Origin of the sequence: Phreatobacter oligotrophus, from assembly GCF_003046185.1 — a bacterium.
Taxonomy (GTDB): domain Bacteria; phylum Pseudomonadota; class Alphaproteobacteria; order Rhizobiales; family Phreatobacteraceae; genus Phreatobacter; species Phreatobacter oligotrophus.
In genome coordinates this window covers 217344-234540 of the sequence record NZ_PZZL01000004.1, presented here as the reverse complement: position 1 = coordinate 234540, position 17197 = coordinate 217344, and the positions used below count along the sequence as shown (strand labels likewise).

The window sequence follows — 17197 nt, the reverse complement described above, 5'->3', positions numbered from 1 at the left end:
CTGCCAAAATCGCCTTTCATGAAGGGGAATGTCATATATTTCGCGAAAAATCTCAGTGATCGGGTGCTCGTTACTTCCACCAACGGCGTCGGGCCTAGGTTCTGGCAACGGCATACCCGACCGCACATTGCAACCGTTGAGCATATCGGCGCGGGCTCGGGTCAATCCATTCAGGTCAATGTCGTCGAAGTTTTCACCCCCGGCTAGAGTGATCGCGGACACGCGCAGTCGCTTGGCTCTTAGGATCGCATCCAAGTTGCGGCCCTGAAATGTCAGTGTATCGGTCAGTCGATCTAACCGAGAAGGGATGCGTAAATTGGTCGCTGGCGCCTCGTCCAACCTATATCGATAACCGGCGATGCCGCCCCTGTGCCTGTAGAAGAAGATCAGCCCTCTGCGTGTCAGAGCTAGGTTCTCGTTGAACTCGTGAATCACCATGCACGAGACCGTATCGGTCAGTCGATCAAAACTGCGGTGGACGCGCCAGAGCCCGTGGTCATGCGCGGGAGCGGGCAAAGGTGCGTCTCGCGCAAACCCCGGATTACCCCACGCTGCCATTGCCATGAGAACAATTGTGCAGATCGCGCGCACAGTTTTACCCCTGCTTGCTCGCTAGGGTATACTGCCTGAATGCGCGCAACTTATCAGCGGAAAATTGGCTATGTCCGGCAGCGAGTTCCAAGGGCCTGGGGCGGGCGCGTTCGTTAGGTCGCCCATCAAAATATCGCCGATTGTGCGATTTATGTTTACGGTAGAGAGAGAAATTGCGCTCAATCCAGACCTCAAGACGAGGAAAGCGTACAAGAGGTTTCTGTTGCGCCTCTCTGAGGCGGAGCGTCGACGCGACAATCTAATGCGATCGTTCGTCGTGCTAGACATTTTTGCAATGCTATTCATCAATGGAAGCCGCTTACAGACGCCAATTTTTGGCGTGAAAATTTCCGAGATACCCATTGCTTTGGAGGCGTTAACTTTATTGGCAAGTGTCTCTTTCGTGTTTTTTGCGATCTCCTTCGTTAATTGGCAGGCCTATTCGGCCATTGTGGATCAGTATGCTATTCGGGACGCAAGATCGCACGGTGGCGACCCGGAATTCGCAACGGCATCGGACCGTCTCTCCGAGTTCTTTATCAAAATATTCCGTTCAAAGATGAACATCTGGAACTATGATTTTTTTGAAACAACGCCAACTGCGAGGCGGATTTTCTTTTTAGTTTCGGCGTTCATGTTTGCAATATTTTTTAGTTTTCTATTAATGCACTACTCGGCGATCGGGGTTTCTATTTACATGTCTTCAGGTAACATGCCGCTGTTGGCATTTTTACCCTACTCATTATTTGTGGTCCTTGCCAACATTGCGGCGTTGGCATTTCTGGTCCTGCTCTCAACGCCGATGAATTTCATCCAAGTGTCTGCGGCCATTTCGAGAGACCAAGACGCGTTGCATGAGGCGGTTAGTGATCCGCAAAAGCCGCCATCAGAGCCGCCTCAAGCAAGCGAAAAGAGCCAGCGCGGCGAAAGCCCTGGCCTAGGCCGGAAGCCACGGAGGCCGAAAAGATCAGTGCCCAAGGATTATGGGTAATGCCCATTGGGTGCACTAAGCCAGCGCTATCGGGTGCACCGGCGTAATCGAAGCTGACTTGAAGAAAGACAAGCACGCTCGTTTGAGAAAGGCGTCGGCGTTCGGATTCAATGACCGCCATCGGTCCATTCGTTCCGGTGACGGGGCTGCGATCCCACCCTATGCAGTGTCCGCGGACTAAACGCCGTATCCGCGGCCCGACATTGTGCGAGAGATTCTCTCGAAGGGGGCACTGGGGCGGCCAAATCGGTATCGAGCCCCGACTTCGCAGATATCGCGCAGATGGACAGCAAAAAGGGGTTAGCCAGTTTCGGCTAACCCCTTGATGTTAATGGCTCCCCGGGCCGGATTCGAACCAGCGACCAACCGGTTAACAGCCGGTTGCTCTACCACTGAGCTACCGAGGATCACGCTCGTCGTGAGAGCGGCGCGAATAGCACAGGTGTTTCGCACCTGCCAAGGGCCAATCGTCGCGCAACGCATTTTTCGACCGACGGTCTGTTGAAAGACGGGCCGCTGGCCCCCATCACTGGCCCATGACCGCCGCGACTTCTCCCGAGACCTCGCCCAAAGCCCCGTATCGCACGACGATCTTCGGGCGCTCCTACCGTTTGCCCCGCACGCGGCTGCGCCGGCAGGCGCTCGGCTGGGCTTTCGTGGCCGGTGGCGTGTTCAGCGTCCTGCCGGTCCTCGGCATCTGGATGCTGCCGGTGGGATTCGTGATCCTGTCGGTCGACAGCCCCCGCGTGCGCCGGTCGCGCCGCCGCATGACGGTCACGATCGCCCGCCGCTGGCCGAAGCTCAACGCGATGATGACGCCGAAACGCGCGTAAGGAGGGGGAAGGTGGAGGCCTCGCCCGGAATCGAACCGGGGTGCAAGGATTTGCAGTCCTCTGCGTAACCACTCCGCCACGAGGCCATCCGGGGGGTCCGCCGGACGAGCCGGCGCGGAGTGCGGTGGCTCTAGCATGGAGCCACCGACCCCGCAACCGCGCCGCGCGCAACCCGGCAGCGGGATAGCGTTGACGGCCTGGGCCGGTTGCCGGGCGGTGCGACAGCTTGCCTTTTTCGCGTCGCAACCGGTAAAGACGGAACAGAACTGGCGCGGCGGGCTCGCCGTGCCGATCGCGATCCGAGGATGATCCCGTGATGGACTTCGCCCGCGCGCGCCGCACCATGGTCGATACCCAGATCCGCGTGAACGACGTCACCGACACGCGCATCGTCAATGCGCTCATGGCCGTGCCGCGCGAGGATTTTGTCCCCGACTCGCTGAAGGCCCTGGCCTATCTCGATGACGACATCTCGCTGGGCGGTGAGCCCGCGCGCTATCTCATCGAGACCATGGTGCTGGCGCGCATGATCCAGACCGCCGCTGTCGGCGAGCAGGACCGCGTCCTCGATGTCGGCGCTGCCACCGGTTATTCCAGCGCCGTGCTGGGACGAATCGCAGCCGAGGTCGTGGCTCTCGAACAGGACGGCGCGCTTGTCGGCGTCGCCCGCGGCACGCTGGCCGGCGATGCCAATGTCACGGTGGTGGAAGGGCCGCTCACCGGCGGCGCCGCCGCCAAGGCTCCCTTCGACGTGATCGTGGTGGAAGGCGCTGTCGAGCAGGTGCCGCCGGCCCTTCTCGACCAGCTCGCCGAGGGCGGCCGCCTCGTTGCGGTGGTCGGCCATGGCCGCGCGGCCAAGTGTCTCGTCCACACCCGAATCGGTGCCGAGATCAGCATCCGGCAGGCCTTCGATGCCGCCATCCCGCCGCTTCCGGGCTTCGAGAAGCCGCGCGGTTTCGTCTTCTGACGCAAGGGGTGTGGCCTTCATGCTGCACCACGGTGGGTAACGTCGGTCTAGGCCGCCGCGGGGGTTCCCTCCCGCGCCCAATCCCTTTAACCAACGTTATCAATTGCCCTGGAGTCGTGGCGGACGCTCCGGGGGGCGCCAGAATGCAGGTGTGTCCATGACCGGAGCCACGAGGTCTCGTGCCGGCTCCGCGGCGGCAGTCTCCGTCGCGATCCTCGCCCTTTCCCTGACTGCTCCCCCCGCCCGGGCGCAGTCCATCGAGCAGACGCTCGTCCAGACCTATCGCAACAACCCCGACCTCAATGCCGCCCGTGCGGGCGTTCGCGTCGCCAATGAAGGCGTGCCGGCCGCGCTGTCGGGCTATCGTCCGTCGGTCAGCGCGACGATCACCGCGGCAGGCCAGTATTCGGAATCCAGCGTGGGTGCACGCGGGACCAATTCCAACGGCGTGCCGGTGACGGTCGCCGGGTCGCGGAGCACGTCGCGCCTGGAGCCCCGCGCGGCCACCCTGTCGGTGACGCAGACGCTGTATGACGGCAATCGCACCACCAACACGGTCCGCCAGGCCGACCAGAACGTTCTGGTGGCGCGGGAGACCCTTCGCAACACCGAACAGACCGTGCTGCTGTCCGCCGCCACCGCGCACATGAACGTGCTGCGCGAACAGGCGGTGCTGGAACTGCGCCGCCGCAACGTCGAGGTCCTGCGGGAGCAGCTGCGCGCGACCCGTGACCGCTTCAATGTCGGCGAAGTCACCCGCACCGACGTGGCGCTGGCCGAATCGTCGCTCCAGGCGGCCATCGCCACGGCGACGGGTGCCGAATCCGATCTCGCCAATGCCCGCGCCGTCTACCAGCAGCAGGTGGGTGTGCTTCCCGCTCGCCTGGTTCCGGCCCGCACAGTCGAGCGGCTGCTGCCGCGCACGCTCGATTCGGCCATTCTCGCCGGACAGACCGAGCATCCCTCGATCATCGGCGCCCGCCACGGTGCGGATGCGCAGATGCTCCAGGTCCGCATTGCGGAATCGGCGCTCTATCCGACGCTCGGCCTCAGCGGCACCGTGACCCGCGCCGCCGAACAGGCCGTGACCAGCGGCCAGTCGCTCACCGCCTCGCTCGGCGTCACGCTGACGATCCCGATCTTCGCCAATGGCGGTCGCGACTTTGCGACGATCCGCCAGGCCAAGGAGACCTACGGCCAGCGTCGCATCCAGATCGAGACGGCCGCAGCCAGCGTCCGTCAGGCGGTGATGCAGTCCTGGGCCGCCCTCGAGGCCGCCCGTGCGCAGATCCAGGCTGCCGAAGTTCAGGTTCGCTCGCAGGAGATCGCCGTCAACGGCATCCGCGAGGAGTACAAGGTCGGCCAGCGCACCATCATCGACGTGCTGAATGCCCAGCAGAACCTCACCGAGGCCCGCGTGGCGCTCGTCCGCGCCCAGCGGGACCGGGTCGTGCTGTCCTATTCGGTGCTCTCGGCGATGGGTCGTCTCAATGCCCCGCGTCTGGCGCTGCAGACCGAGATCTTCGACCCGACCCAGCACTACAACCAGGTGCGCGACCAGTGGATCGGTCTGCGCACGCCGGACGGTCGCTAAAAGCGGCTGCGTTTGCTGTGGATCGCCGGCCTCTCGGTTGGCCACACAGGGTGCGAGAGTGCATAGTCGTCACAGTTGATTCGGAAGCGATTCGGCCGATGGCCGGATCCGATCCCTTCGCTTCCGAGCGTGCGACGTCAGGGTAGGGCGGGGATGTCACAGACGGCCAAGGCGAACGAACCGTCGATGGAGGAGATCCTCGCTTCGATTCGCCGCATCATCGCCGATGACGAACCGGCCAAGCCGGCGGCCGCCAAGGCAGCCGCTCCGCCGCCTCCACCGCCGCCCGCTCCCGCGCCCGCAGCCGAGGAAGCGCCGAAGTCGCAAGACGACATCGACGCTCTGCTCGCCGGCTTCGACGCGATGGAGGAGGAGCCCGCTCCCCCGCCACCGCCGCCGCCCCCGCCGAAACAGGACGCGCCGCCCCCGCCGCCGGAGCCCGAGATTCTCGAGCTCAGCAAGGCGGATGCCGTTCCCGAGCGGATGGGCATGATCAAGCCGATCGCCCAGCGCGCTGATCTCGATTTCGTCGATGCGGCTCCGCCGCCGCCCCCGCCGAGCTATGCGCCGCCGGCGGGTCCGGCGCCTGCGCTGCTGTCGGCCGAGGCCCATGCCGCTGTCGGTGCCGCCTTTGGCTCCCTCGCAAACTCGATGATGGTCGGGTCGAACCGCACCATCGAGGACCTGCTGAAGGACATGCTCCGGCCGATGCTCAAGACCTGGCTCGACGACAACCTGCCGCAGCTGGTGGAACGGCTGGTGCGGGCCGAGATCGAGCGCGTGTCGCGCGGCCCCGGCCGCTGAGGCCGGTCAGGCCGATCGCAGGGCGGCCAGCCGTCCGCGGAACCACAGGATCAGCAGGGGCATGAGGATCGCCGATCCCGCGAAGAGCGGAACGGCACCCCAGTGGTCGTAGACGAAGCTTGAGGCGAAGACGCCGGCCGTCTGTCCCGCGAAGAAGCAGAAGGCGAAGGTGGCGATGGAAGCTCCGCGCGCCTCCGGGTTCATCTGCGTCGCCAGATTCTGCAGGGCGTTGTGGAAGAGGGCGAAGCTCGCCCCGCCGATGACGATGGCGATCGCCACCAAAGCGAGGACCGGCGCCACGGCGAGAAGCGCGAAGCTGGCCGAGAAGGCGAGGGCGGCCCCGACGAAGAGCGTCGCCTGGGTGTAGCGGGCGAGCAGGGCCGGCGCGGCGGAGGAGTAGATCACGGCTCCCAGCGCGCTCAGCGCCGTCAGCGCGCCGATGGCGGTGTAGCTGATCGCGAATTCGGACCGCAGATAGGCGCCGAGGAAGGTGAAGGCGCCGATGTAGAAGCACGCCTCCATGAAGACGGTGGCCAGCACCAGCCGCCCCATTGGCGTGCGGCCGCTGGCGGCGATCTGGCGGAACGAGCCGGCAAGGCCGCCCTGCGGCAGGGCCGAGCGCTTCGACAGGACGGGATTGGTGCGCAATTGCAGCGTCAGCACCGTGCCGGCGATGACCAGGAAGGCGCCGACCATCAGGAAGACCGCGTGCCAGCCGAAGGCGTCGGCGATGATGCCGCCGATGGCCTGGCCGCTCACCGCCCCGGCGCTCATGAAGATCATGTAGCGGGCCAGCACCGCCTGCCGCTGGGAGGCCGGAATGGTGTCGCCGATGAAGGCGAGGCAGTTGGGGATGATGGCTGCGCCGGTGAGGCCGGCGAGCAGGCGCAGGATGGCGATCTGGTCGAGGCTGACGGCAAAGGCGCAGGCAATGGTGAAAAGGCCGCAGAGAATGGCGCCGAGCGAGACGAGGCGCACCTTGCCGTAGCGGTCGCCGAGCGGGCCGGTGACGAGCTGGAAGCCGCCATAGGCCACCGAATAGGTCGTCACGACGATCGCCGCCGCGCCCGGCGTGGTGGAGAAGGCGTTGGCGAGCTTCGGCAGGAGGGGATCGCAGAAGCGCAACGCCGCCGACGAGGCGAAGCTCGCCGACCCCAGGATCATGAGCGAGCGCCACGGAATGGCGTCTTCGGCAGCGGGGGCGGCGGTTTCCGGCGTCATCCCCGTGTTTGTGGACTGATTTCGCATTGCGGCAAGTCACGGCTTCGCATGGCAGAAATGTTGACTTCCGCGCCGCGGCGCGGCTTTGGTGCGCTCCCCAGCCACGGACCGCCGGACGCCATGCTCGAGAAGACCTATTCGCCGAAGGACATCGAGGCCCGCATCGCCGCCGCCTGGGAGGCCGCCGAGGCCTTCCGCGCCGGCCGTCCGGATCGCGCCGGCGCCGATCCCTATTGCATCGTCATCCCGCCGCCGAACGTCACCGGCTCGCTGCACATGGGCCACGCGCTCAACAACACGCTGCAGGACGTGCTGTGCCGCTACTGGCGCCTCAACGGCCGCGACGTGCTCTGGCAACCGGGCACCGACCATGCCGGCATCGCCACGCAGCTCGTCGTCTCGCGGCAGCTCGCCGAGAAGCAGATCCAGATGCGCGACCTCGGGCGCGAGAAGTTCCTGGAGAAGGTCTGGGAGTGGAAGGCCGAGAGCGGCGGCACCATCGTCAACCAGCTGAAGCGGCTGGGCGCCTCCTGCGACTGGTCGCGCGAGCGCTTCACCATGGACGAGGGCCTGTCGAAGGCCGTCATCAAGGTCTTTGTCGACCTGCACAAGGCGGGCCTCATCTACCGCGACAAGCGCCTGGTGAACTGGGATCCGGAGTTCCAGTCGGCGATCTCCGACCTCGAGGTGGATTCGCTCGAGGTGAAGGGCAACCTCTGGCACTTCAAATATCCGCTGAAGGACGACCCGACCCAGTTCATCACGGTGGCGACGACGCGCCCCGAGACCATGCTGGGCGACACGGCGGTCGCCGTGCATCCTGACGACGAGCGCTACAAGCACCTCATCGGCAAGATGGTGGTGCTGCCGCTGGTCGGCCGCGAGATCCCCATTGTCGGCGACACCTATTCCGATCCGGAGAAGGGGTCGGGCGCGGTGAAGATCACCCCGGCCCACGACTTCAACGACTTCGAGGTGGGCAAGCGCCACAACCTCGAGCTGATCAACATCTTCGACGCCTCGGCGGTGGTGAACGAGAACGCGCCGGAGGCCTATCGCGGCCTGCCGCGTTTCGAGGCCCGCAAGAAGGTCGTCGCGGACCTCGAGGCGCTCGGCCTCGTCGAGAAGATCGAGCCGCACACCCACATGGTGCCGCATGCCCAGCGCGGCGGCGCGGTGGTCGAGCCCTGGCTGACCGAGCAGTGGTATGTGGATGCCGCAACGCTGGCCAAGCCGGCGCTGGAGGCGGTCCGCAAGGGCGAGACGCGCTTCGTGCCGGAGCGCTTCGCGGGCGACTATTTCCGCTGGCTGGAGAACATCCAGCCCTGGTGCATCTCGCGCCAGCTCTGGTGGGGCCACCAGATCCCGGCCTGGTATGCCGAAGACGGCACGATCTTCGTTGCCGCCAGCGAGGCCGAGGCGCAGACGCAGGCCGATGCGCAGTTCGGCCGGGCAGGGGTGCCGCTCACCCGCGACCCCGACGTGCTCGACACCTGGTTCTCCTCGGGCCTGTGGCCCTTCTCGACGCTGGGCTGGCCGGATGAGACGCCGGAGCTGAAGCGCTTCTACCCGACCGCGACGCTCGTCACCGGCTTCGACATCATCTTCTTCTGGGTCGCCCGCATGATGATGCTGGGCCTCCAGTTCATGGGGGAGAAGCCCTTCTCCGACGTGGTCATCCACGGCCTCGTCCGCGACGACAAGGGCCGCAAGATGTCGAAGACGCTGGGCAATGTCGTCGACCCGCTCGGCCTCATCGACGAGTTCGGTGCCGATGCGCTGCGCTTCGCGCTCGTGGCACAGGCGAGCCAGGGCTCGGACGTGAAGTTCGCCCGCTCGCGCGTCGAGGGCTATCGCAACTTCGCGACCAAGCTGTGGAACGCCGCCCGCTTCGCCGAGATGAACGAGTGCCGCCGTGTCGAGGGCTTCGACCCCAGGGCGGTGAAGACGACGCTCGCCAAGTGGATCGTCGGCGAGACGGCCAAGGCCGTCGCCGAGACCGCCGCGGCCATCGAGGCCTACAAGTACAACGAGGCGGCCGGCGCGGCCTACCGCTTCGTCTGGAACATCTTCTGCGACTGGTTCCTGGAGTTCGCCAAGCCCATCTTCACCGGCACGGACGAGGCCGCCAAGGCCGAGGTCCGCGCCGCGACCGCCTGGACGCTCGACCAGATCCTGAAGCTCCTGCACCCGTTCATGCCCTTCATCACCGAGGAGCTCTGGACGGTGACGGGCGAGGCGGGCCCGGCGCGGGCGAGCGTGCTGGCGCTCGCCGACTGGCCGGCCCTCGATGGCCTCGTCGACCCGGACGCGGAGGCCGAGATCGGCTGGCTGGTGGATGCGATCAGCGCGATCCGCTCGGTGCGGGCCGAGATGAACGTCGCTCCAGCGACGCAGGTGCCGCTTGTGCTCATCGCGCCATCGGACAAGACGACAGCTGTCTCAGGCCGTTATGGCGATTTGCTCAACCGCCTTGCGAGGCTCTCCGGCATCTCCTCGGCCGGTGAGGCGCCCGCCGGCTCGGTCCAGCTGGTGGTGCGCGGCGAGACCCTCGCCCTGCCCATGGCGGGCCTCATCGACGTCGCAGCCGAGCGGACGCGCCTCGCCAAGGCGCTGAAGGAGGCCGAGGGCGACATCGCGCGCTGCGACGGCAAGCTGAACAACGCCAACTTCATGGCCCGCGCGGCGGAAGACGTCATCGCCGAGCAGCACGAGAAGCGCGCCGAGGCGGTGGAGCGCAAGGCCAGCATCGAGACGGCCTTGCTGCGGCTGACCGCGCTGGGCTGAGCCGGCGGTCCCATATCCTGTCGCATGAGAGCACCGGCGCGGCCATGGCCCGCCGGTGTTTTCGTGTCATTTCCGCAACAGGCTGGAACGGCTCGAAGCGGAACGGGTCGTTCACCATCTTTCGCCGCAATCCCGCCACAGGCCGAAGCGCAGAAATTTCGGGACAAACGTCTGTTTTCCATCGTCGATGGAGAACGTTTTTCTGGGCGCCGTGTTGATGGTCTTCGGGTCGTTCGCCGTGAATGGTTCGTCTCGCTGTCGCCGGTCGTCCCTCGGGGTGGTGGCGCGGTGAGTGGTATGACGTTCGACAAGTCCAAACTGCCCAGCCGCCACGTGACGGAGGGGCCGTCCCGGGCTCCCCATCGCTCCTATCTCTACGCGATGGGTCTCACCACCAAGCAGATCCACCAGCCCTTCGTCGGCGTGGCCACCTGCTGGAACGAGGCCGCGCCCTGCAACATCGCGCTGATGCGCCAGGCGCAGGCGGTGAAGAAGGGCGTCGAGGCGGCCCAGGGCACGCCCCGCGAGTTCTGCACCATCACCGTGACCGACGGCATCGCCATGGGTCATGCCGGCATGAAGTCCTCGCTCCCCTCCCGCGAGATCATCGCCGACTCGGTCGAACTGTCCATGCGCGGCCACGCCTATGACGCGCTGGTCGGCCTTGCGGGCTGCGACAAGTCGCTGCCGGGTATGATGATGGCGATGATCCGCCTCAACGTGCCGTCGATCTTCATCTATGGCGGCTCGATCCTGCCCGGCACGTTCCGCGGCAAGCAGGTCACCGTCCAGGATCTCTTCGAGGCCGTCGGTCAGCACTCGGTCGGCGCCATGAGCGACGAGGACCTCGACGAACTGGAGCGCGTCGGCGCGCCCTCCGCCGGCGCCTGCGGCGCCCAGTTCACCGCCAACACCATGGCCACCGTCTCCGAGGCCATCGGTCTCGCGCTGCCTTACTCGGCCGGCGCCCCGGCTCCCTACGACATCCGCGATTCCTTCTGCTACGCCGCCGGCGAGAAGGTGATGGAGCTGATCGCCCGGGGCATCCGCCCGCGCGACATCGTCACCCGCAAGTCGCTGGAGAATGCCGCGACCGTTGTCGCCGCCTCGGGCGGCTCGACCAATGCCGCGCTCCACCTGCCGGCCATGGCCCATGAATGCGGCATCAAGTTCGACCTGTTCGACGTCGCCGAGATCTTCAAGCGCACGCCCTACATCGCCGACCTGAAGCCGGGCGGTAAGTATGTCGCCAAGGACATGTTCGAGGCCGGCGGCATCCCGCTGCTGATGAAGGCGCTGCTGGACGGCGGCTTCCTGCATGGCGACTGCATGACCGTCACCGGCCGCACCATGGCGGAGAACCTCGCCAAGGTGCGCTGGAACCCCGACCAGGACGTCGTCTATCCGACCTCCAAGCCCATCACCAAGACCGGCGGCGTCGTCGGCCTCAAGGGCAACCTCGCCCCGGAGGGCGCGATCGTGAAGGTCGCGGGCATGAAGAAACTGAAGTTCAAGGGCCCGGCCCGCTGCTTCGACCGCGAGGAGGAGTGCTTCAAGGCCGTCACCGACCGCACCATCCGGGAGGGCGAGGTCATCGTCATCCGCTACGAGGGCCCGAAGGGTGGCCCCGGCATGCGCGAGATGCTGGCGACGACTGCGGCCCTCTACGGCCAGGGCATGGGCGACAAGGTCGCCCTCATCACCGATGGCCGCTTCTCCGGCGCCACCCGCGGTTTCTGCATCGGCCATGTCGGCCCCGAGGCCCAGGTCGGCGGCCCGATCGCGCTCTTGCGCGACGGTGACATGATTGAGATCGATGCGGTCAAGGGAACGCTCAAGGTTCGCCTTACGGCCGCCGAATTGCGGGCGCGTAAGAAGGAATGGACTGGCCCGAAGCCGACGGAGTACGGCGCGGGCGCCATCTGGAAATATGCCCAGCAGGTCGGACCTGCGGTTGACGGTGCCGTGACCCATCCGGGCGGTGCCGGGGAAAAGCACGTCTATGCGGATATCTGAGCTTTCCAGCCTGATGCGCGTCGCCGTTGCCGCGACGCTGCTCACCGGGGCTCTCCCGGTGGCGCAGGCGCTTGCCTTCGACGGCCAGCCGGCCGGCGACGCGCGCTCGGCGCTCGACGCCTTCCGCGCCTATGGCCGGGCGCTGCGCGACGGCCGCACCGACGATGCCGTATCGGCCCTCCAGTATGCCGCGAGCGGCGGCCATGCCGCCTCCGCCTGGCGCCTGGGGCGCATGTACATGGAGGGCGACGGCGTCGCCCGCTCCGATCTCAAGGCCTTCGAGACCTTCCGCCAGATCACCATCACCCGCCGCGACGAGGGTCCCAACTCGCCCGACGCGCGCTTCATTTCCTCGGCCTTCGTGGCCATGGGCAACTACCTCGTCGAGGGCATTCCGAACACCTATGTGCGTCCGGACCCGTCCAAGGCGGTGGAGCTCTATTTCTATGCCGCCTCGACCTTCGGCGATGCCGATGGCCAGTTCCGGCTCGGCCGCATGATGCTGGAAGGCAAGGGTACCCAGCGCGATCCGCGCCAGGCCGCCCGCTGGCTGCAGCTCGCCGCGCAGAAGAGCCACCACCAGGCGCAGGCCGTGCTCGGCCACATGCTGTTCACCGGCCGCGACGTGCCGCGCGCCGCCCCGCGTGGCCTCATGTTCCTGACGCTCGCCAAGGAATCGGCGAACGAGAACGAGACCTGGATCGCCGACATGTACGAGGAGGCCATGCGTCAGGCCTCGGACGACGAGCGCGGCGTGGCCTTGCGCATGGTCGAGGCCTGGATCAAGACCGTTCGCCGATGAAGGGCGGGGGCGCATGACGGCGGCGGACGGCGCGCTGTTCACGCCCGAGGTCCTGAGCCATCCGGTGGAGCCCTTGGGGCTTCTCCGGTTCCTGCGCCGCCTCGTCGACAATCCGCTCGCCACCTGGCCTCAGGCAGTGTTCGAGGAGAAGACCCTCGAAGTGCCCTTCGGCAAGCGTGGCCTGCTCTTCGTCATGGACCCGCCGCTGGTCGACGAGGTGCTGGTCGGCATAGCCGCCGCCTTCCCCAAGGCGCCGATCATCCGCCGCACGATCGGCCCCGCGGTGGGCGATGACTCCATCTTCACCGCCGAGGGCGCCGCCTGGCGCTGGCAGCGCCGCGCCGCCTCGCCGCCGTTCCGGCACGGAACGATCCTGTCCTTCCTGCCGGCCTTCACCGCCTCCGCCATTACCACGGTCGACCGCCTCGGGGCCTCGTCCGGCGACACGGTCGACATGGCCGAGGCGATGATGGAGACGACTTTCGACGTCATCGTCGAGACCATGCTGTCAGGCCGCACCCGCTTCGACACCAAGCGTTTCGGCGAGGAAATCTCCCGCTATTTCGACACGGTCGGCTGGATCGCCGCCTATACGACGCTGCGACTGCCGGACTGGCTGCCCTATCCGGGGCGTCGGCGGGCCATGGCCGGTAACCGCTTCCTGCGCGCCGAGATGGCGCGGGTGATCGCCGAGCGCCGAATCGCCCCGAGCCCCGTCCCCGATCTTCTCGACGCGCTGATCGCCGCGACTGATCCGGAAGACGGGCGCGCCATGACCGATGCGGAGCTTGCGGACAATCTCCTCACCTTCGTCGTCGCCGGCCACGAGACCACGGCGTTGGCCCTGACCTGGGCGCTCTGGCTCATCGGCCACGCGCCGGCGGTCGAGGCGCGGCTTCTCGACGAGGTGGAGCGTGTCGTCGGGGCTGGGCCGGTCGAGGCCGCCCATATCGAGGGGCTCGCCTATACGAAGCAGGTGATCCAGGAGGCCATGCGGCTCTATCCGCCGGCGCCGATCATTCCCCGCATCGCGGCGGAGGATGTCACGCTCGGCGACAGGCAGCTCGCCAAGGGCACGCCGGTCTACATTCCGGTCTACGCCGTTCACCGCCACAAGCTCATCTGGGACCATCCGGCGGCCTTCGATCCCGACCGCTTTGCCCCCGAGAAGGCACGACAGCTCCACCGCGGCGCCTATCTGCCCTTCGGCGCGGGCCCGCGCATCTGCATCGGCGCGGCCTTCGCCCAGATCGAGGCAGTGGCGATCCTGGCGACCCTCATCCGGTCCTTGCGCTTCGTGCCGCTTCCCGGCCACAGGCCCATGCCGACGACGCGGCTGACGCTGCGTCCCGAGGGTGGCATGCCGATGCGGGTGGAGCGCCGTTAGGTCTGGATCTCGCACCAGACCGGCACGTGGTCGCTCGGCTTTTCCCAGCCGCGCACATGCTTGTCGATGCCAGCGGTGACGAGCCGGTCCGTGGCCTGCGGCGAGAGCATCAGGTGGTCGATGCGGATGCCGTTGTTCCGCTGCCAGGCGCCGGCCTGATAGTCCCAGAACGAATAGAGGCCGGGTGAATCGTCACAGGCGCGCAGCGCATCGGTGAAGCCGAGGGCCGCGAGTTCGCGCAGCTTGCCGCGCGATTCCGGCTGGAACAGCGCGTCATTCACCCAGTCCTTGGGGTTCTTGGCGTCCTCCGGCATGGGGATGACGTTGTAGTCGCCACAGAGGAGGAAGGGCTCCTCCAGCGCCAGCCGCGCGCGGGCATGGCGGATGAGGCGGTCCATCCAGGCGAGCTTGTAGCTGAACTTCTCGGTGCCGAGCGGATTGCCGTTGGGCAGGTAGAGGCTGGCGACGCGCACCGCGCCGCTCGGCGTCGAGACGACCGCCTCGAGGTAGCGGGCCTGCTCGTCGGCCTCGTCGCCGGGCAGGCGGGGCGTCACATCCTCCAGCGGCAGCTTCGAGAGGATGGCGACGCCGTTATAGGTCTTCTGGCCGTGGGTCGCGACATTGTAGCCGGCGCTCTCGAAGGCCTCCCGCGGGAAAGCCTCGTCGACGCATTTCAGCTCCTGCAGGCAAACGATGTCGGGATCGCGCTCCTTCAGCCAGGCGAGCGTGTTCTCCACCCGGATCTTGACCGAATTGACGTTCCAGGTGGCGACGATCATGACGGGTCCTGCGATTCTGCGGCCGGCGCACTGTAGCGCCAGCTTCGGCCGCGGTCGCCCCCGGCGACGGCAGCAGCGAGACGGAGAGGGCCATGTGGATCGACGACGAGGCGGCGTTGAAGGCTCTCTACGGTCCGGTGGGAGAAGCCTCGATCGCCAAGGAGGTTCCCCACCTGACGCCCGCCTACCGGGCGCTGGTGAAGGCCTCGCCCTTCTGCGTGCTGGCGACCGCTGGCCCCGAAGGGCTCGACGCGACGCCGCGCGGCGATCCGCCGGGCTTCATCCGGGTGCTCGACGAGCGCACGATCCTCATTCCCGACCGGCGCGGGAACAACCGGATCGACAGCCTGCTCAACATCGTGCGTGACCCGCGCGTGGCGTTGCTGGTCATGGTGCCGGGCGTTGCCGAGACGCTGCGGATCAATGGCCGCGGCCGCATCACCACCGATCCGGCGCTGCTCGGACCCACCGCCATCGACGGCAAGGCTCCCGTCTCCGGGCTCGTGATCAGCATCGAGACGGTCTATTTCCAGTGTTCGCGCGCGCTGATCCGCTCGCGCCTGTGGGACCCGGCGGCGCAGCGGCCGCGCGGCGAGCTGCCGAGCCCGGGGCAGATGCTGAAGAGCGCCAAGGAGAGCTTCGACGCGGAAGCCTATGACCAGGCGCTGCCCGGCCGGGTCGCCACCACGCTCTACTGATCGATCAGAGCGAGAAGCTGGTGCCGCAGCCGCAATTGGCGACGGCATTGGGGTTCCGGAGCTTGAAGGCCGAGCCGATGAGGTCATCGACCCAGTCGAGCTCTGTCCCGGCCATGTAGGGCAGGGACACCTCGTCCACGAGGACCGTCGCGCCGGACTTCTCGATGGCGAGGTCGTCGGCATTGCGCTCGGTGGTGAAGTCGAAGCGGTACTGGAAGCCGGAGCAGCCGCCACCTTCAACGGAAATCCGCAGCATCGTGCCGGGCGGCTCTGTCGCCATGATTTTCGTGATCCGCGCCGCGGCGCGGTCAGTGACGGTGACGGGCGTGTCGAGCGTCTCGGTGGTCATGAGATGTCTCCCCGGTTCAAGGCCGGAAACACATGGAAGGGAAGCGCAGCCTTGCGGCGCGCCTGTCCCATAGGTATGTGCGCCCCTGGTGCCGGTCAATCACCCGCCGATGACGCGCTGGGGCAGGCCGGGCAGGGGACCTGAACCCGCATGGCCGTCGCGAGCTACTTTTATCCGCCGCTGGCCCCTTACGCCTCCGATTCCCGGCGGAGTCGAGGCCGGCTCGTCGCCGAGCCCTCATCGCCGACGCGCACCGAATTCCACCGTGACCGCGACCGCATTGTCCATGCCACGGCCTTCCGCCGTCTGAAGCACAAGACTCAGGTCTTCGTCGCTCCGGAAGGCGACCATTACCGCACCCGCCTGACCCACACGATCGAGGTGGCGCAGATCGCCCGCTCGCTCGCCCGTGCTCTCGGTCTCGACGAGGATCTCGCGGAGACCCTGGCGCTGGCCCACGACCTCGGCCACACGCCCTTCGGCCATACCGGCGAGGACGCGCTCGACGAGGTCATGCGGCCCTATGGCGGCTTCGACCACAATGCCCAGTCGCTCCGCATCGTCACGCGGCTGGAGCGCCGCTATGCCGGCTTCGACGGGCTCAATCTCAGCTGGGAAACGCTGGAGGGCCTGGTCAAGCATAACGGGCCGCTGATCGGCGCCGATGGCAAGCCGACAGAGCGCTACGCGAAACACGGCATTCCCGTCGCGATCCTCGAATATGACGCGCTCCAGCCGCTCGACCTTGCCTCCCACGCCAGCGCCGAGGCGCAGGCGGCCGCCATCGCCGACGACATCGCCTATGACGCGGCCGATATCGACGATGGCTTGAGGGCAGGGCTCTTCACCCTCGACGATCTTGCCGCGGAGGTGCCGCTGGCCGCCGAGTTCCTCGCCGAAATCCGCGGGCGCTATCCGATGCTCGAGAAGAGCCGCGAGATCAACGAGCTGACGCGGCGCGTCATCACCCGGTTGGTCGAGGACGTGATCGGCGAGGCGGGCCGGGCCATCGCCGCGCTGGCGCCGGCCTCGGTGGAGGACATCCGCGCCGCCGGTCGCACGCTGGTGCAGTTCTCGTCGGTGATCCGCGACTATGATGACGGGATCAAGCGCTTCCTCTTCGCCAACGTCTACCGCCACCCCCGGGTCGTGCCGATCCGGCGCGATGCGGCGGGCGTGGTGCGCGACCTTTTCGCCGCCTTCTTCGAGCACCCCACCGCCATGCCGCCGCAATGGTCTGCCGATGTCGAACTGCTCGATGAGGCCCGTCGCGCCCGCCGTGCCGCCGACTACATCGCCGGCATGACCGACCGCTATGCCCTCGACGAACATCGCCGCCTGTTTGCCCAGACCCCCGATCTGCGCTAGAGGCGACCGC

14 protein-coding genes and 2 tRNA genes are annotated in these 17197 nt (G+C 66.8%); 11 read left to right on the top strand and 5 right to left on the bottom strand.

Annotation, left to right across the window (positions count from 1 at the left end):
- Window positions 1-661: 661 nt before the first annotated feature.
- Window positions 662-1582: a hypothetical protein gene (locus C8P69_RS10930; RefSeq protein ID WP_108177004.1), complete on the top strand. Its 921-nt coding sequence runs from the start codon at window positions 662-664 to the stop codon at window positions 1580-1582.
- 332 nt (window positions 1583-1914) lie between these two features.
- On the opposite strand, the gene C8P69_RS10925 is transcribed toward C8P69_RS10930, so the two are convergent.
- Window positions 1915-1989: transfer RNA gene (locus C8P69_RS10925), tRNA-Asn, on the bottom strand.
- 129 nt (window positions 1990-2118) lie between these two features.
- On the opposite strand from C8P69_RS10925, the gene C8P69_RS10920 reads away from it, so the two are divergent.
- Window positions 2119-2415, top strand: a complete 297-nt coding sequence (locus C8P69_RS10920; protein ID WP_245901987.1) for a hypothetical protein — start codon at window positions 2119-2121, stop codon at window positions 2413-2415.
- A gap of 12 nt (window positions 2416-2427) precedes the next feature.
- Here the strand turns inward: C8P69_RS10920 and C8P69_RS10915 are convergent.
- Window positions 2428-2501 (bottom strand) — tRNA-Cys (locus tag C8P69_RS10915).
- A gap of 230 nt (window positions 2502-2731) precedes the next feature.
- Here C8P69_RS10915 and C8P69_RS10910 point away from each other — a divergent pair.
- The 3 genes from C8P69_RS10910 to C8P69_RS10900 all read left to right on the top strand — a co-directional run bounded on the left by C8P69_RS10910 (window position 2732) and on the right by C8P69_RS10900 (window position 5780).
- Window positions 2732-3382: a protein-L-isoaspartate O-methyltransferase family protein gene (locus tag C8P69_RS10910; protein ID WP_108177002.1), complete on the top strand. Its 651-nt coding sequence runs from the start codon at window positions 2732-2734 to the stop codon at window positions 3380-3382.
- A 157-nt stretch (window positions 3383-3539) separates the two neighbouring features.
- On the top strand, window positions 3540-4976 hold the full coding sequence (locus C8P69_RS10905; protein WP_108177000.1) for a TolC family outer membrane protein: 1437 nt from the start codon (window positions 3540-3542) through the stop codon (window positions 4974-4976).
- Between the two features lie 153 nt (window positions 4977-5129).
- The gene (locus C8P69_RS10900; protein ID WP_108176998.1) at window positions 5130-5780 is read left to right on the top strand and encodes a PopZ family protein; all 651 of its coding nucleotides are present in this window, start codon (window positions 5130-5132) and stop codon (window positions 5778-5780) included.
- 6 nt (window positions 5781-5786) lie between these two features.
- On the opposite strand, the gene C8P69_RS10895 is transcribed toward C8P69_RS10900, so the two are convergent.
- Window positions 5787-7001, bottom strand: a complete 1215-nt coding sequence (locus tag C8P69_RS10895; RefSeq protein WP_170118208.1) for an MFS transporter — start codon at window positions 6999-7001, stop codon at window positions 5787-5789.
- 120 nt (window positions 7002-7121) lie between these two features.
- Between C8P69_RS10895 and C8P69_RS10890 the strand changes: the two genes are divergently transcribed.
- The 4 genes from C8P69_RS10890 (at window position 7122) to C8P69_RS10875 (ending at window position 13993) form a co-directional block, all read left to right on the top strand.
- On the top strand, window positions 7122-9788 hold the full coding sequence (locus C8P69_RS10890) for a valine--tRNA ligase (RefSeq protein ID WP_108176994.1): 2667 nt from the start codon (window positions 7122-7124) through the stop codon (window positions 9786-9788).
- Between the two features lie 297 nt (window positions 9789-10085).
- A complete protein-coding gene (ilvD, locus tag C8P69_RS10885; protein ID WP_108176992.1) occupies window positions 10086-11804 on the top strand; it encodes a dihydroxy-acid dehydratase in 1719 nt (572 codons plus the stop codon).
- Window positions 11805-11817: 13 nt separating this feature from the next.
- Window positions 11818-12606, top strand: a complete 789-nt coding sequence (locus C8P69_RS10880; protein WP_245901986.1) for a tetratricopeptide repeat protein — start codon at window positions 11818-11820, stop codon at window positions 12604-12606.
- 13 nt (window positions 12607-12619) lie between these two features.
- A complete protein-coding gene (locus tag C8P69_RS10875) occupies window positions 12620-13993 on the top strand; it encodes a cytochrome P450 (protein ID WP_108176988.1) in 1374 nt (457 codons plus the stop codon).
- Here the strand turns inward: C8P69_RS10875 and xth are convergent.
- Complete coding sequence (gene xth / locus C8P69_RS10870; RefSeq protein WP_108176986.1) at window positions 13990-14772, bottom strand: exodeoxyribonuclease III; 783 nt, start codon at window positions 14770-14772, stop codon at window positions 13990-13992. The genes C8P69_RS10875 and xth overlap by 4 nt on opposite strands.
- 92 nt (window positions 14773-14864) lie before the next feature.
- Between xth and C8P69_RS10865 the strand changes: the two genes are divergently transcribed.
- The gene (locus C8P69_RS10865; RefSeq protein WP_108176984.1) at window positions 14865-15470 is read left to right on the top strand and encodes a pyridoxamine 5'-phosphate oxidase family protein; all 606 of its coding nucleotides are present in this window, start codon (window positions 14865-14867) and stop codon (window positions 15468-15470) included.
- 4 nt (window positions 15471-15474) lie between these two features.
- On the opposite strand, the gene erpA is transcribed toward C8P69_RS10865, so the two are convergent.
- Window positions 15475-15819 (bottom strand): iron-sulfur cluster insertion protein ErpA, encoded by a 345-nt coding sequence (gene erpA / locus C8P69_RS10860; RefSeq protein WP_108176982.1) that lies wholly within the window; start codon window positions 15817-15819, stop codon window positions 15475-15477.
- A gap of 150 nt (window positions 15820-15969) precedes the next feature.
- Here erpA and C8P69_RS10855 point away from each other — a divergent pair, with 150 nt between their 5' ends.
- On the top strand, window positions 15970-17187 hold the full coding sequence (locus C8P69_RS10855; protein ID WP_108176980.1) for a deoxyguanosinetriphosphate triphosphohydrolase: 1218 nt from the start codon (window positions 15970-15972) through the stop codon (window positions 17185-17187).
- Window positions 17188-17197: the final 10 nt, after the last annotated feature.

Coding starts and splice junctions, on each gene's coding strand:
- C8P69_RS10930 (WP_108177004.1), top strand. CDS start 662: ATGTCCGGCAGCGAGTTCCAAGGGCCTGGGGCGGGCGCGTTCGTTAGG.
- C8P69_RS10920 (WP_245901987.1), top strand. CDS start 2,119: ATGACCGCCGCGACTTCTCCCGAGACCTCGCCCAAAGCCCCGTATCGC.
- C8P69_RS10910 (WP_108177002.1), top strand. CDS start 2,732: ATGGACTTCGCCCGCGCGCGCCGCACCATGGTCGATACCCAGATCCGC.
- C8P69_RS10905 (WP_108177000.1), top strand. CDS start 3,540: ATGACCGGAGCCACGAGGTCTCGTGCCGGCTCCGCGGCGGCAGTCTCC.
- C8P69_RS10900 (WP_108176998.1), top strand. CDS start 5,130: ATGTCACAGACGGCCAAGGCGAACGAACCGTCGATGGAGGAGATCCTC.
- C8P69_RS10895 (WP_170118208.1), bottom strand. CDS start 7,001: ATGACGCCGGAAACCGCCGCCCCCGCTGCCGAAGACGCCATTCCGTGG.
- C8P69_RS10890 (WP_108176994.1), top strand. CDS start 7,122: ATGCTCGAGAAGACCTATTCGCCGAAGGACATCGAGGCCCGCATCGCC.
- ilvD (WP_108176992.1), top strand. CDS start 10,086: ATGACGTTCGACAAGTCCAAACTGCCCAGCCGCCACGTGACGGAGGGG.
- C8P69_RS10880 (WP_245901986.1), top strand. CDS start 11,818: ATGCGCGTCGCCGTTGCCGCGACGCTGCTCACCGGGGCTCTCCCGGTG.
- C8P69_RS10875 (WP_108176988.1), top strand. CDS start 12,620: ATGACGGCGGCGGACGGCGCGCTGTTCACGCCCGAGGTCCTGAGCCAT.
- xth (WP_108176986.1), bottom strand. CDS start 14,772: ATGATCGTCGCCACCTGGAACGTCAATTCGGTCAAGATCCGGGTGGAG.
- C8P69_RS10865 (WP_108176984.1), top strand. CDS start 14,865: ATGTGGATCGACGACGAGGCGGCGTTGAAGGCTCTCTACGGTCCGGTG.
- erpA (WP_108176982.1), bottom strand. CDS start 15,819: ATGACCACCGAGACGCTCGACACGCCCGTCACCGTCACTGACCGCGCC.
- C8P69_RS10855 (WP_108176980.1), top strand. CDS start 15,970: ATGGCCGTCGCGAGCTACTTTTATCCGCCGCTGGCCCCTTACGCCTCC.